The sequence below is a fragment of the Nocardioides sp. BE266 genome, assembly GCF_031457855.1.
Lineage (GTDB): Bacteria > Actinomycetota > Actinomycetes > Propionibacteriales > Nocardioidaceae > Nocardioides.
In genome coordinates this window covers 390,228-405,054 of the sequence record NZ_JAURTI010000004.1, presented here as the reverse complement: position 1 = coordinate 405,054, position 14,827 = coordinate 390,228, and the positions used below count along the sequence as shown (strand labels likewise).

Sequence of the window (14,827 nt, the reverse complement as noted above, 5' to 3'; positions counted from 1 at the left end):
CTAGACAGGGTGGCCGGTCCCGGACACCAGGTGGGTCGTTGTCGACATTACTGGACAGAAGGCCTCTCACCGAGGACCGCGGAGCCGACACGCACGTGTGTCGCACCGCGGGTGATCGCGGCCTCCAGGTCGCCGCTCATCCCGGCCGAGAGCACGGTGGCGTCGGGGTGGGCGCGCACGAACTCGTCGCGGATCGCCGCCAGCCGCGAGAAGGCCGCGTCGGGATCCTCGCCGAGCGGCGCGACCGCCATCAGGCCGCGCAGCCGGAGCATGCCGGCCTCCGCCACCCGACCCGCCAGATCGGCGAGGTCGTCGGGCGACGCGCCCGAGCGGTGCTCGGCACCGGGCGGGTCGAGGCTGACCTGGAGCAGCACGTCGACCTCGTGCGAGCGCGCGTGCGCGCCGCGGGACAGCGGGCCGACCAGCTTGGCGCGGTCGAGGGACTCGACGACGTCGGCGTAGGACGCGACGGCCGCTGCCTTGTTGGACTGGAGCCCGCCGATGAAGTGCCAGCGCAGCCCGAGGTCGGCGCACTCCGCGGCCTTGGCCTCGGCCTCCTGGTGGCGGTTCTCCCCCACGTCGGTGACGCCGAGGTCGGCGAGCAGGCGCACGTCGGAGGCCGGGAAGAACTTGGTCACCACGACGAGGGAGACGTCGTCGGCGGCGCGGCCGGCCTCTTCGCAGGCGGCCGCGATGCGACGTCGTACGGCATCGAGGTTGGCGGCGAGCTCGTCGCGGCGCGCGGTCACCTGGACGACTGCTTCCGCTCAAGCCACGCAGGCGTGTGCTCGACCCAGATCGCGCCGGCGAAGCGCGTGGCCGCAGCACCGTCGCGGCGGTACGACGGCCAGCTGGCGTCCTCACGGGTGCAGGTGCCGACCGCGCGGACGTCGGCGATCCCCGCTGCGGCGAGCTGCGCCCGCACACCTGCGCCGAGGTCGAGCGCGGGCGTGCCCCACGAGGTGGTCGATCGCGACTCGGGCACGAGGGCAGCCACCTCCTCCTGGAGGTCGGCCGGCACCTCGTAGCACGCCCCGCAGACGTGCGGCCCGATCCACGCGATGCTCGGGTCGGCACCCTGCTCGCGCAGGGCGGCGATGGTCGCCGGGACCACCCCCGCCGCAAGTCCGGGGCGACCCGCGTGCGCGGCTGCGACCCATCCCGTCGCGGGATCGGCGAGGAGGACCGGCACGCAGTCGGCGGCGCGGGCGAGCAGGGCCAGCCCCGGCCGCGACGTGATGAGGGCGTCGCACGTGGGCCGCTCGTCCCACGTGCGAGGAAGGTCCACGTGCGCGACCTCTGCGCCGTGGACCTGGACCATCGTCACCGGCAGCGCGCCCGCCACCCCGGCGAACGTGGCGAGGGCGTGATCGCGGTCCTCGGCAGGAGCAGCGTCGCCGAGGCTGAGGGAGACGTCGGTGAAGGCGACCTCGATCACGAGGTCGCCTTCGATCCGGTCGCGGTGGCGCAGCAGGCCCGTCGCGTCAGAGACGCTCACTTCAGGAAGTCGGGGACGTCCAGGTCGTCGTCGTCGAACTGGACCTGCTTGGTCTGACGCGGCTGGGCGGGCGCCGCGGGCTGGCCCTCCGGGGGCGAGGGGTTGAACGTCGCCGGAGCGGGCACCGACGGTGCCGTGCTCGTCGCAGGCGCCGCGGGCGCCTGGGAGGCGATCTGCTGCGCGGCCGCGCGGGTCTGCTCCTGGGTCTGCGCCGGCTGGTTCTGGCGCAGCACGTTGCCGTCGGAACGGCGCTTGGGCATGCCGCCGTCGAATCCGGCCGCGATCACGGTCACCCGGACCTCGTCGCCGAGGGCGTCGTCGATGGTCGCACCGAAGATGATGTTGGCCTCGGCGTGGGCGGCCTGCGACACCAGGGCGGCGGCCTCGTTGATCTCGAAGAGACCGAGGTCGGAGCCACCGGCGATGGAGAGCAGCACGCCGTGCGCGCCCTCGATGCTGGCCTCGAGGAGCGGGCTGGAGACCGCCATCTCCGCGGCGGCGACCGCGCGGTCCTCGCCGCGCGCCGAGCCGATGCCCATCAGGGCGGAGCCGGCGTTGGCCATCACGGACTTCACGTCGGCGAAGTCGAGGTTGATCAGGCCCGGCGTGGTGATCAGGTCGGTGATGCCGGAGACACCCTGGAGCAGCACCTGGTCGGCCTGCTTGAAGGCGTCGAGGACCGAGACGTTGCGGTCGGAGATCGACAGCAGCCGGTCGTTGGGGATCACGATGAGGGTGTCGACCTCCTCGCGGAGCTGGCTGATGCCCTCCTCCGCGGAGTTGGCGCGACGGCGGCCCTCGAAGGCGAACGGCCGCGTCACGACACCGATGGTCAGGGCGCCAAGCGAGCGGGCGATGCGGGCCACGACGGGCGCGCCGCCGGTGCCGGTGCCGCCGCCCTCGCCGGCAGTCACGAACACCATGTCGGCGCCCTTGATGACCTCTTCGATCTCGTCGGCGTGGTCCTCGGCCGCCTTGGCACCCACCTCGGGGTTGGCGCCGGCACCGAGTCCACGGGTGAGCTCACGGCCGATGTCGAGCTTGACGTCGGCGTCGCTCATGAGCAGGGCCTGGGCGTCGGTGTTGATCGCGATGAACTCGACGCCCTTGAGGCCGACCTCGATCATCCGGTTGACGGCGTTGACGCCACCTCCACCAATGCCCACGACCTTGATGATCGCCAGGTAGTTCTGCGCTGCTGCCACGGCTCCAGGGCCTTCCTTCGAGTGGGTCTGTGTGTGAACGACGGATGTGCGGTTGCTGGGGAAGTGACGAGGCTCTGACATCCACCACCCTCGGGATCCGCGGAACCCTAACCGTGCACCTGAGGGTTATAGTTATGTCAACCTCGCCGTTCGCACGACCATAGGCAGCGCGCTCGCCCAAACCCGGTAGACACGCCCGCAACACGCGGGACGGCAAAGAAAAGTGGCGGGAGTCAGCGGACGGTCGGGTTCCCGGGGACGCTGACGTCGTAGACGCTCGCCTCCTGGGCCGCGAGCAGGCTGTCGATGACCTCGGCCTTGAGCTCGGACTCCTCCGCGCTCCCCCACAGCACCTGGCGCCGGTCGCGCAGCACCAGGGTGATCTGGTCGACGGTCGCGACCTCGACGTGGTCGACGCGCGCCGCCAGGTCCTCGGGCAGCGCGGAGACGACCGTGGCCGCCTCCTTGAGCGCGTCGGTGCCGGCGCCGGCGCCCGGCCGGACGCGGGGCATGCCCTTGGGCGCGCTCTTGTACTCCCGGAACACCACGCCGTCCTTGTCCAGGCCGCGCAGCGTGCCGCCCAGCTCGACGACGGCGACGGCGGTGCGCTCGACCACCTCGATGCGTACGGCGTCGGGCCAGGTGCGCGTCACGTCGACGGACTGCACCTCCGCCATCGAGGCGATGCGCCGGTCGGCGCGGCCGAGGTCGACGAGCGCCAGCTGGTCGCCCAGCGGGATGTCGGCGACCTCGCGGATCCGGCCGTCGCTGAGCAGCTCGTTGCCGACGACCTCGACCCGCTTCACCTGGAGGGTGGTGGAGAAGAACACCAGCCAGATCGACGTCGCGAGCAGGGCGACGATCGCGACGAACGCCAGGACGTAGCGCAGGGACAGCCAGCGGCGGGCCCACTGGCGGCGCGCGAAGCGGCGCCGGGTGCGCCTCGCGGCACGCTCCTCCTGCTCCACTCAGGCACCCCCGAGGAGCGCGAGCAGCTGTGGCCCGACGCTGGTGATGTCGCCCGCGCCCAGGGTGATGACGAGGTCGCCCGGTCGGGCCCGGTCGGCGAGGGCGCGGGCCGCGGCGTCGAGGCCGTCGACGTAGGCGACCTGCTCCGCCGGCAGGGGTACGGCGTCCGCGACGAGGCGGCCGGTGACGGCGGGGTCGGGGTCCTCGCGGGCGACGTACACGTCGAGCACGACGACCTCGTCGGCCGCACCGAGCGCCTGGCCCATGGCCTCGCCGAAGATGCGGGTGCGCGAGACGAGGTGCGGCTGGAAGGCCGCGACGACGCGGCCCTCGCCGGCCAGGGCGCGCGCGGCCTCGAGGTCGCCGCGGATCTCGACGGGGTGGTGGGCGTAGGAGTCGTAGACCCGGATGCCGTCGACCTCGCCCTTGAGCTCCATCCGGCGACCGGTGCCGGTGAACGAGCCCAACCCGTCGACGAGGGCGTCGAAGGCGAAGCCGAGCTGCAGGCCCAGGGCCAGGGCCGCGACGGCGTCGAGGACGTAGTGGCGGCCCGGGATCCGCAGCCGCAGCTCGCCCAGCTCGGTCCCGTCGCGGGTGACCCGGCACGAGGACGTCGACCCGTCGAGCACGAGGTCGTGGATGCGTACGTCGGCGTCGGCGGACTGCCCCACCGTGACGACGTCGAGTCCCTGGCCGCGCGCGTGGCCGGCGAGCGTCGCGGCGCCCGGGTCGTCGAGGACACACACCAGGAAACCGTCGCGGTCGACGGTGTCGGCGAAGTCGTCGAAGGCCCGGTGGTAGGCCTCCTCGGTGCCCCAGTTGTCGAGGTGGTCGGCCTCGACGTTGGTGACGATGGCGGCGTGGGGGCGGTAGACGAGGAAGGCGCCGTCGCTCTCGTCGGCCTCGGCGACGAAGAGGTCGTCATCGCCCGCGTCGGCGTTGCGTCCGGTGGCGGTCAGCACACCTCCGACGGCGTACGACGGATCGGCACCGGCCGCGAGGAGGGCAGAGGTGAGCAGCCCGGTGGTCGTCGTCTTGCCGTGCGTGCCGGCCACGGCCAGGACCCGCGAGCCCGCCATCACCGCGGCGAGGCCGGCGGACCGCGGCAGGATCCGCAGGCCGCGGCGCCGGGCCTCGATCACCTCGGGGTTGTCGTCGCGGGCCGCGGTGGTCACGACCACTGTGTCGGCGTCGCCGAGGTGGGCGGCGTCGTAGCCGAGGTGGCAGGTGACGCCGAGCTCGCGCAGCGCGGGCAGGAACGGGGTGTCGTGGTCGTCGCTGCCGGTCACGGCGATGCCGCGCGCGGCCATGATGCGGGCGATCGCGGAGATGCCGGCACCGCCGATGCCGACGCAGTGGACCCGGCCGAGGTCGGCCGCCGGCAGCATCTCGTCGGGGACCGGGATCCTCACGACGTCTTCCCCCGGCCGGCGTCGAGGATCATCCGGGCCAGCTTCTCGTCGGCGTCGAGCGGGATGACGCCGCGTGCGGCCGCGCCCATCGCAGCCAGCCGGCCGGCGTCGTTCAGCAGGCCCGGCAGGCTGGCCGAGACCCACTCGGGCGTGAGGGCGCCGTCGGCGACGAGGAGGCCGCCACCCGCGTCGATGACGGGCTTGGCGTTGAGGGCCTGCTCGCCGTTGCCGATCGGGAGCGGGACGTAGACGGCCGGGAGCCCGACGCCGGAGACCTCGGTGACGGTGTTGCTGCCTGCCCGGCACAGCACCGCGTCGGCTGCGGCGTAGGCGAGGTCCATCCGGTCGACGTAGTTGAGGACGACGTAGGGGACCTCGCCGGACGGCACCGACAGGTCGTGCTTGGGGCCCACGACGTGCAGCACCTGCACACCGGCGGCTGCGAGGTCGGATGCGGCACCGGAGACGGCGGCGTTGATCCGGGCGGCGCCCTGGGAGCCGCCGGTGACCAGGAGGGTCGGCAGGTCGGACCGGAGGCCGAAGGTGGTGAGCGCCTGCTCGCGCAGCGCGCCACGGTCCATCGTGGAGATCATCCGGCGGATCGGCAGGCCGGTGAAGACACCGTGCGGGATGACGGTGTCGGGGAAGCTCGTGGCGACGTGGGTGGTCATCCGGGCACCGAGCCGGTTGGCGATGCCGGGAAGGGTGTTGCCCTCGTGCACCACGATCGGCAGGCCGCGCTTGCGGGCGGCGAGGTAGGCCGGCACGGAGACGTAGCCGCCGAAGCCGACGACGACGTCGGGGCGCACCCGGTCGACCACCTCGAGGGCGGCGGCGCGCGCGGCGCGCAACCGGGTCGGCGTACGCAACAGGTCGGCGCTGGGACGCCGCGGCAGCGGGACCCGCGGCACGACCTCGAGGGGCAGCCCGGCCTCGGGCACCAGCCGCGCCTCGAGGCCCTCGCGGGTGCCGAGGCAGACGATGTCGGCCGCCGGGTCGAGGCGACGCAGGGCGTCGGCCGTGGCGAGCAGGGGTGAGGTGTGGCCGGCGGAACCGCCGCCGGCGAGGAGAACGCGCATCAGGCCAAATCTAGCGGCGGAGGTCGGGCGGGGACGCGGCGGCGAGGCCGGCGGAGCGGTTGCGCCTGCGGGCCGCCAGTGCGGCCGCCGCCTCGGGCTCGCGGCGCGCGAACCCGATGACCAGCCCGAGCGCGACCAGCGACGGCAGCAGCGCGGATCCGCCGTAGGACACGATCGGCAGCGGGATGCCGATGACGGGCAGGACGGCGAGCACCATGCCGACGTTGATCATCATCTGGCCGAGGATCCACACGACGATGCCGAAGGTGGCGTAGCGGACGAACGGGTCCTCGGTGCTCAGCGCGACCCGGATCGCGGCGTAGGCGATCGTGAAGAAGAGGCCGACGACGAGGAGCGTGCCGACGAGGCCGAGCTCCTCGCCCAGCACCGCGAAGATGTAGTCGGTGTGGGCCTCGGGGAGGTCGCCCCACTTCTGGGTGGAGGCGCCGATGCCCTGGCCGAACCAGCCTCCGCTGGACAGTGCGTAGAGGCCGTGGGCGGGCTGCCAGCCGGTGTCGGTGTAGTCCTTGAACGGGTCGGTGAAGTGGGTGATGCGCTGGAGCCGCTCCGGGTCGGTGGCGGCCAGCCCGACCGCCGCGACGCCGAGGACCGAGAGGCTGAGCCCGAAGAGCCGCATCGGGGCACCGACGACCCACAGCATGCCGAGCAGGATCGCGGCGAGCACCATCGCGGTGCCGAGGTCGCGACCGACGAGCACCAGCCCGATGACGGCGAACAGTCCGGGCACCACGGGCACGAGCAGGTGGTGCAGCTCGCGCAGGCGTCGCTCCTTGTGGGCGTAGATGTTGGCCGCCCACAGCACGATCGCGAGCTTGGCGACCTCGGCCGGCTGCATCGTGAAGGGGCCGATCGCGAGCCAGTTCTTGTTGCCGTTGATCAGCACGCCGAAGCGGGCGACCAGGGCGAGCAGGACGAGCGCGAACAGGAAGCCGGGGTAGGCCAGCCGGCGGACGTGCTTGACCGGCATCCGCGAGGCCACCCACGCGCAGGGCAGGCCGATCGCGACCCACATCAGCTGGCGCTTCACCACGGCGTAGGAGTCGTCGTAGGTGATGAACGACCTGACGCTGGAGGCGCTGAGCACCATGATGAGGCCGATGGTCAACAGCAGCGCCGACGCGCCGAGCAGCAGGTAGTAGGACGCCAGCGGCTTGTCGAGAGCCTCGCGCACCGAGCGCCACGCGGCGACGACGCCCGACCCGAGCGGCGCACGGGTCTTGGCGGGCGCGGCTGCGACGTCCTCGGGGTTCGCGGTCGTCATCGCTCGCGCTCCCCTCAGGTGGTCAGTCGGTGCGGTCCAGGTGGGCGTGCACGGCGGCCGCGAACGCGTCGCCGCGGGCGCCGTAGTTGGTGAACATGTCCATGGAGGCGCATCCCGGCGCGAGCAGCACGGTGTCGCCAGTCCTGGCGAGCCCGGCGGCCGCGTCGACCACACGCTCCATCGGGTCACCAGTCTCGTCGGCGCCCACATCGATGACCGGCACATCGGGCGCGTGTCGCGAAAGTGCGTCGGCGATGACCTGGCGGTCCTTGCCCAGCAGTACGACGCCTCGCAGCCGCTCGCGCACCGCGACCACCAGGTCGTCGAAGCGGGCGCCCTTGGCCAGTCCCCCGGCGACCCACACGACCGGGTCGTAGGCGGACAGCGAGGACTGCGCGGCGTGCGGGTTGGTCGCCTTGGAGTCGTCGACCCACGTGATGCCGTCGGCCTCGGCCACGCGGGCGATCCGGTGGCCGTCGGGTGCGAAGGCGCGCAGCCCGTCACGGACGGCCTGCTGGCTGACGCCGTGGGCGCGGGCCAGCGCGGCCGCGGCAAGGGCGTTGGCGACGAAGTGCGGCGCGGGCGAGGCGAGGTCGCCGAGCGTGCAGAGCTCGGCGGCGCTGGTGGCGCGCTCCTCGATGAAGGCCCGGTCGACGAGGAGGTCGTCGACCACCCCGAGGTTGCCGGCGGCGGGCGTGCCGAGGGTGAAGCCGACGGCGCGGGCGCCCTCGACGACGTCGGCCTCGCGGACCATCTCCTCGGTGGCCGCGTCGGCGAGGTTGTAGACGCACGCACGCTGGACGCGCTCGAAGATCCGGGCCTTGTCGGCGGCGTAGTCACGCATCCCGTCGGGACCGTCGTACCAGTCGAGGTGGTCCTCTGCGATGTTGAGCACCGCGGCCGACTCCGCCGACATCGAGTACGTGTAGTGCAGCTGGAAGCTGGAGAGCTCGACGGCGAGGACGTCGTAGGGCTCGGGGTCCATCACGGCCTCGACGATCGGCAGGCCGACGTTGCCGACGGCGACCGCGCGGAGGCCGGCGGCAAGGAGGATGGACTGGAGCATCTGCACGGTCGTGGTCTTGCCGTTGGTGCCGGTCACCGCCAGCCACGGGGCCGGGCTGTCGGGGTCGCGCAGCCGCCACGCCAGCTCGACCTCGCCCCACACCGGGACTCCCCGGCCGACCGCCTGCGCCAGCAGGGGCGCATCGGGCCGCCAGCCGGGCGAGGTGATGACGAGGTCGACGTCGTCGGGCAGGACGGCGGTGGCGCCGGGCTCGAGGCGCACGGTCGCGCCGAGGGTCTCCAGCAGCTGGGCCTTCTCGGCCTTCTCCGGGCTGGTGGCGTCGTCGAGCGCGGTGACCTGCGCGCCGAGGAAGAGCAGGTTGTCGGCAGCCGCGAACCCGGAGACGCCGAAGCCGGCGACGACCACGCGGACCCCGGACCAGTCGCTGGTGCGAGTCAAGGAGAGAACGTCACTGGACAATCGGGGCCCCCGCGGCGTTGTTCGACGGAGGAGCGAAGCGGAGGAGACGAAGAACGTCGTGGGGAGAAATCATCCGATTCCGGCGACCCACTCGGCGTAGAAGATGCCGAGCCCGATGGCGACGGCGAGGCCGGTGATGATCCAGAAGCGGATCACGATCGTGACCTGCTCCCACCCGAGCATCTCGAAGTGGTGGTGCAGCGGCGTCATCCGGAAGACGCGGTGGCCGGGCTGCACCTTGAAGATGCTCCGGAAGAGCCCGCTCGCGCGACTGACCTTGAAGACCGAGACCTGGATCATCACCGAGAGCGTCACGGCGACGAAGAGCCCGCCGATGATCGCGAGGAGCAGCTCGGTGCGGGTCATGATCGCGAAGCCGGCCATCGCGCCGCCGAGGGCCAGCGAGCCGGTGTCGCCCATGATGATCTGCGCCGGCGAGGCGTTCCACCAGAGGAAGCCGAAGCAGGCGCCGGTGATCGCCGCGGCGACGACGGCGAGGTCGAGCGGGTCGCGCACCTCGTAGCACTTCGCACCGGCCTCGAGGGCGCACGACTGGCTGTTCTGCCAGATGTTGACCAGCGTGTAGGCGACGAAGACCAGGATCGACGAGCCGGCAGCGAGGCCGTCGAGCCCGTCGGTGAGGTTGACCGCGTTGCTGAAGCCGGTGACGAAGAACCAGACGAGCAGCATCGCCACGATCGTCGGCAGCGCGAAGCCCTCGTGGTCGCGGATGAAGGAGATGTGGTCGGACGCCGGTCGCCAGCCACGCTCGTCCTCGAGCGCCGGCGACAGCGCGAGGAAGCCGAAGATCACCGCGACCACCGTCTGGCCGATCATCTTGGCGCGGCTGCGCAGGCCGAGGTTGTGCTGGCGGCTCACCTTGAGGAAGTCGTCGAGGAAGCCGACCGTGCCCAGGCCCACGAAGAGGAACAGCAGGAGCAGCGCAGAGGCCGTGGGCGCCGAGCCGGTGATGAGCTTGGCGGCGAAGTAGCCGACGACGGTGGCGAGCACGATCACCGCGCCACCCATGGTCGGCGTGCCGCGCTTGGTGTGGTGGGTCGTGGGGCCGTCGTCGCGGATCGGCTGGCCGAATCCCTGCCGCGTGAAGAACCGGATCGCGTAGCGCGTGCCGAGGAGCGAGATCAGCAGGGAGAGTCCTCCTCCGAACAGGATGGCTCTCATCTCGTGCTTCTCCCTTCCTCACTACTGACGAGGAGCTCGTCGGCGATCACTTCCAGCGCAGCCCCCCGTGATGCCTTCACCAGGACGACATCTGCAGCCGAGACATTGTGCCGCAGCCACTCCGAGGCCGCGTCACGCCCCGCCGTGGTGATCGCCACACCGGCGGTTCCTGCCGCCTCGAACCCGGTCGCGATGGCGCCCGCGGCAGGGCCGACGGTGAGCACCACGTCGACGCCGGCCGAGGCGGCGTACTCGCCGACGCTGCCGTGTGCAGCCGCCGCACCCTCGCCGAGCTCGAGCATCTCCCCCAGCACCGCGACCGTACGACGACCGCTGCGCGCGCCGATGCCCGCGAGGGTCTCCAGCGCGGCCTTCATGGACTCGGGGTTGGCGTTGTAGGCGTCGTTGACGACGACCAGCCCGTCGGGGCGCTCGTGGAGCTCCATCCGCCACCGGCTGGCCGGCACGGCGTCGCTCAGCGCGTCGGCGACGGTGTCGAGGTCGACGCCGGCGGACAGCGCCATCGCGGCGGCCGCGGCGGCGTTGCGCCACTGGTAGGCGCCGATCTGGGCCAGGTGCACGGTGGCGCCGGAGCCGCGGTGGCGCAGCTCGAAGGACAGCCGGCCGAGGTCGTCGCTGGTGATCTCGCCCACCGCGACGTCAGCCCCGGCGCCACCGAAGGTCACCACGGTGCCGCCGGTGCGCGACGCCATCGCGGCGACGAGGTCGTCGTCGGCGTTGAGCACCGCCGTGCCCTCGGCGTCGAGCGCCTCGACGATCTCGCCCTTGGCCTGCGCGATCGCCTCGCGGCTGCCGAACTCGCCGATGTGGGCGGTGCCGACGTTGAGGACGGCGGCCACGTGAGGCGGCGCGATCGCGCACAGCTCCGCGATGTGGCCGATGCCACGGGCGCCCATCTCGACGACGAGGTACTGCGTCTCCTCGGTGGCCCGCAGGACCGTCAGCGGGACGCCGAGCTCGTTGTTGAAGTTGCCGCGCGTCGCCACGGTCGGGCCGGACTCGGACAGCACGTGGGCGAGGTAGTCCTTGGTGCCCGTCTTGCCCTGGGAGCCGGTCATCGCCAGCACCACGACGTCGGGCAGCCGGTCGACGACGTGGCGGGCCAGCCGGCCGAGGGCGGCGGTGACGTCGTCGACGACGACCGTCGGCAGGTCGGTCGGGCGGCTGCCGATCGCGGCGACCGCCCCGGCCTCGCCCGCGGCGGCGGCGAAGTCGTGGCCGTCGACCCGCTCCCCCGCGATCGCGACGAAGAGCCCGCCGGGCTCGGGCGTGCGGGTGTCGAGGAAGGCGCCACCGGTGACCGTCGCGTCGCCGTGGGCGACTCCCCCGACCACCTCTGCGATCTCCGCCAGGGTCATCTCGATCATCGCGCGACGTCCCCCCGGCCCCGGATCTCCTCGGCGGCGACGACGCGGTCGTCGAACGGGTGGACCTCGCCGTGGACCTCCTGGCCGGTCTCGTGGCCCTTGCCTGCGACGAGCACGACGTCGCCGGGCTCGGCCCGGAGCACGGCCTCGCGGATCGCGAGCCTGCGGTCCCCGATCTCGACGACCTCGGCGGACCCGCCGCGGGTGCCATCGAGCACCGCGGCCCTGATCGAAGCGGGGTCCTCGGTGCGCGGGTTGTCGTCGGTCACGACGACCACGTCGGCGAGGCGCGCGGCGATCTCGCCCATCACCGGCCGCTTGAGGGTGTCGCGGTCGCCGCCGGCGCCCACCACGACGATGATCCGGCCCTCGGTGATCGGGCGGAGCGTGGCGAGGACGGCCTCGAGGGCGTCGGGCTTGTGGGCGTAGTCGACGACGACGGAGTAGTCCTGTCCCTCGACGACCTGCTCGAGGCGCCCCGGCACGCCGCCGACGCGTGCAATGCCGTCGGCGACGACGGCCGGGTCGAGTCCCGCCAGCGCCGCCGAGGCGATCGCGGCCAGGGCGTTGGAGACGTTGAACTCGCCGGGCAGGTTGACCGCGGCCGGCACCTCGACGCCGGGGCCCACGACCGTGAAGGTCGACCCCGTGGCAGCGAGGGTCACGTCGACGGCGCGCCAGTCGGCGTCCTGCCCGCGCGAGGAGTACGTCGACATGGGGATGCCCGCGACCTCGAGCAGCCGGCAGCCGAACTCGTCGTCGACGTTGGTCAGGCCCTGGCGCGCCCGCTGGGGAGTGAACAGGCTGGCTTTGGCGGCGAAGTACTCGTCCACGTCGGCGTGGAAGTCGAGGTGGTCGCGCCCGAGGTTGAGGAAGGTCGCGACGTCGAAGACCACGCCGTCGACCCGGCCGAGCACCAGCGCGTGGCTGGACACCTCCATCGCGCAGGTGTCGACGCCGCGCTCGCGCATCACCGCGAAGAGCCCGTGCAGGTCGGGCGCCTCCGGCGTGGTGAGCTGGGTCTTGACCGCCTCGCCGGCGATGCGGGTGCCGACGGTGCCGATCACGGCCGACGCGACGCCCGAGGCGGTCAGCCCCTGCTCGAGGATGCGGGTGGTGGTCGTCTTGCCCTGGGTGCCGGTGACCCCGATGACCTTGAGATCGGTGGCGGGGTCGCCGTAGAGGTGGGCGGCGAGCACGCCGAGCACCCGGCGCGGCTCGGGGACCACGATGGCGGCCGTGCCCGCGGGCAGCCGCTCGAGCCCGGCGGGGTCGGTGAGCACGACCACCGCCCCGGCGGAGAGCGCCTGGTCGGCGAAGTCCGCGCCGTGCGCGCGCGTGCCCGGGACGGCGGCGTACAGGTCACCGGGCTGGATGCGCGCGGTGCTCAGCGACATGCCGGAGACCGCGACGTCGAGGTCGCCGCGGACGGAGACGTCAGCGGCACCGCGCAGCCACTCGGCGAGCTCGCTCGCGGGGGTCGAGGGCGCCGACCGGGGGCGGGTCGGGCTCACGGACGCATCCACCGAGCGAGCGTATCGAGTCACCACTCCACGGGGAGACGCGACGGCGTGCCGTTGGTCGGCTCGACGCCGTAGCGGCCCAGGACGTAGCCCATGATCCGCGAGAAGACCGGGCCGGCGACCGAGCCACCGCCACCGTCGATCTTCGGGGCGTGGATCACGACGTAGACCGTGAAGCGTGCATCGTCGGCCGGCGCGAACCCGCCGAACGACAACGACGTGCTGCCGTCGTACAGGCCGGTGACGGGGTTGACGCGCTGGGCGGTGCCGGTCTTGCCGGCGACGAGGTAGCCCGGGACCTGCGCGCGGGGCGCGACGCCGTCCTCGGGGTCGACGACCTTCTCCATCATCTTCGCGGTCGCGCGGGCGGCTTCCTTGCTGATCACGCGGGTGCGGGTGGCCACGTCGGTGCCGACGGTGACGCCGTCGTCCGTGGTCGCGCTGCCGGAGATGAGGCTCGGCGACACCCGGACGCCGCCGTTGGCGACCGTGTTCACGGCCGCGGCCATCTGGGCCACGTTGACCGACAGCGACTGGCCGAAGGCGACGCGGTCCTTGGTCTGCGACGTCATCGCGTCGCCGGACGTCAGGATGCCCTGGGTCTCGCCGCGCACGCCGATGTTGGTCTTCTGCCCCAGGCCGAAGCGCTGGAGGTACGACACCAGCTGCGCCGGCGAGAAGGCGTCGGCCGCCAGCACGGTGCCGATGTTGGACGACTTCGCGATGATCCCGGCGAGCGTCAGCCGGATCAGGCCGTGGTCGAACCAGTCGCCGATCACGCGGTCCTGGCGGGCCAGGCTGCCGGGCACCTTGAACTTCTGGCGCGGGAAGGCCTTGCCGGCGTCGATCAGCGAGGAGACGGTGAGCACCTTCTCGACCGAGCCGGGCTCGTAGGTGTCGTTCATCGCGCGGGAGCCGAGGTCGTCCTTCTTCGCCTCCCCCGGCTTGTTGGCGTCGAAGGTCGGCACGTCGGCCAGCGCCAGGATCTCGCCGGTGCGGGTGTCCATCACGATCGCGGCACCGCTGGCGGCCTTGTACTGCTGGACCGTCTGGGCGAGGACCTTCTGCGTGAACCACTGGAGGTCGCGGTCGATCGTGGTGCGCAGCGGGGCACCGTCCTGCGGCTCCTTCAGGGTGCTCTCGCGCAGCGGGATGCGGACGCTCTTGCTGGACGACGACTGCCAGGTGGCCTGGCCGTCGGTGCCGGCGAGCTGCTTGTCGAAGGTGCGCTCGAAGCCGCCGAGCGGCTCGTCGGTGCCCATGTACCCGATGAGGTTCGCCGCGACGTCTCCCGCGGGGTAGTCGCGGATCGGGTCGTCCTGGAGCGAGATGCCCTCGAAGCCCGCCTCCTGGAGCGCAGCGAGGGTGTCGCTCGCCAACGTGCTCGGCACCCGGCGCGCGACGTACTCGAACTGGCTGCCCTCCTTGCGACCACGCAGGGCCGTGAGGGTCTTGAAGTAGTCGATGGAGAGGCGGTCGGACAGCAACCGGGCCAGGTCGGGTGCCTTGTCGGCCGTGAGGGTGGGGTCGGCGACGACCATCTTGCCCTTGATCGAGTCGGCGAGCGGGACGCCGTTGCGGTCGAGGATGTCCCCCCGCTCGGCGGGCAGCGTCACCCGCGCAGCGCCCTCGGCCGCGGCGCGCACGGCGTACGCGTGGGGGTCGACGCCCTGGAGCTGGACCAGCCGGGCGCCGAAGAACGACAGCACCATCGCGATCAGGACGAAGCCGATGCGCAGTCGCAGCATGGGCGCGCCGCGGGTGGCGCCACGCTTCGTGCGGGTGCTGGGCACTGCTCTCCCT

12 protein-coding genes are annotated in these 14,827 nt (G+C 72.6%); all 12 read right to left on the bottom strand.

Annotation, left to right across the window (positions count from 1 at the left end; all coding sequences use genetic code 11):
* Positions 1-47 precede the first annotated feature (47 nt).
* Positions 48-749, bottom strand: a complete 702-nt coding sequence (locus J2X46_RS14265) for a YggS family pyridoxal phosphate-dependent enzyme (protein WP_310251622.1) — start codon at positions 747-749, stop codon at positions 48-50.
* Positions 746-1,498, bottom strand: a complete 753-nt coding sequence (locus J2X46_RS14260; RefSeq protein ID WP_310251620.1) for a polyphenol oxidase family protein — start codon at positions 1,496-1,498, stop codon at positions 746-748. The genes J2X46_RS14265 and J2X46_RS14260 overlap by 4 nt, the downstream gene beginning before the upstream one ends.
* The gene (gene ftsZ / locus J2X46_RS14255) at positions 1,495-2,703 is read right to left on the bottom strand and encodes a cell division protein FtsZ (protein WP_310251619.1); all 1,209 of its coding nucleotides are present in this window, start codon (positions 2,701-2,703) and stop codon (positions 1,495-1,497) included. The genes J2X46_RS14260 and ftsZ overlap by 4 nt, the downstream gene beginning before the upstream one ends.
* A gap of 233 nt (positions 2,704-2,936) precedes the next feature.
* Positions 2,937-3,671, bottom strand: a complete 735-nt coding sequence (locus tag J2X46_RS14250) for an FtsQ-type POTRA domain-containing protein (RefSeq protein WP_310251618.1) — start codon at positions 3,669-3,671, stop codon at positions 2,937-2,939.
* Positions 3,672-5,084, bottom strand: a complete 1,413-nt coding sequence (gene murC, locus J2X46_RS14245) for a UDP-N-acetylmuramate--L-alanine ligase (RefSeq protein ID WP_310251617.1) — start codon at positions 5,082-5,084, stop codon at positions 3,672-3,674.
* Positions 5,081-6,163 (bottom strand): UDP-N-acetylglucosamine--N-acetylmuramyl-(pentapeptide) pyrophosphoryl-undecaprenol N-acetylglucosamine transferase, encoded by a 1,083-nt coding sequence (locus J2X46_RS14240; RefSeq protein ID WP_310251616.1) that lies wholly within the window; start codon positions 6,161-6,163, stop codon positions 5,081-5,083. The genes murC and J2X46_RS14240 overlap by 4 nt, the downstream gene beginning before the upstream one ends.
* A 10-nt stretch (positions 6,164-6,173) precedes the next feature.
* On the bottom strand, positions 6,174-7,445 hold the full coding sequence (gene ftsW / locus J2X46_RS14235; RefSeq protein WP_310251615.1) for a putative lipid II flippase FtsW: 1,272 nt from the start codon (positions 7,443-7,445) through the stop codon (positions 6,174-6,176).
* Positions 7,446-7,467: 22 nt separating this feature from the next.
* Complete coding sequence (murD, locus tag J2X46_RS14230) at positions 7,468-8,910, bottom strand: UDP-N-acetylmuramoyl-L-alanine--D-glutamate ligase (protein WP_310251614.1); 1,443 nt, start codon at positions 8,908-8,910, stop codon at positions 7,468-7,470.
* 90 nt (positions 8,911-9,000) lie between these two features.
* Positions 9,001-10,113, bottom strand: coding sequence for a phospho-N-acetylmuramoyl-pentapeptide-transferase (mraY, locus tag J2X46_RS14225; protein WP_310251612.1), 1,113 nt, complete (start codon positions 10,111-10,113; stop codon positions 9,001-9,003).
* Positions 10,110-11,501, bottom strand: coding sequence for a UDP-N-acetylmuramoyl-tripeptide--D-alanyl-D-alanine ligase (murF, locus tag J2X46_RS14220; protein ID WP_310251610.1), 1,392 nt, complete (start codon positions 11,499-11,501; stop codon positions 10,110-10,112). Before murF ends, mraY begins: the two co-directional genes overlap by 4 nt.
* The gene (locus tag J2X46_RS14215; RefSeq protein ID WP_310252072.1) at positions 11,498-12,955 is read right to left on the bottom strand and encodes a UDP-N-acetylmuramoyl-L-alanyl-D-glutamate--2,6-diaminopimelate ligase; all 1,458 of its coding nucleotides are present in this window, start codon (positions 12,953-12,955) and stop codon (positions 11,498-11,500) included. The genes murF and J2X46_RS14215 overlap by 4 nt, the downstream gene beginning before the upstream one ends.
* Positions 12,956-13,044: 89 nt before the next feature.
* On the bottom strand, positions 13,045-14,817 hold the full coding sequence (locus J2X46_RS14210; RefSeq protein ID WP_310251609.1) for a penicillin-binding protein 2: 1,773 nt from the start codon (positions 14,815-14,817) through the stop codon (positions 13,045-13,047).
* Positions 14,818-14,827: the final 10 nt, after the last annotated feature.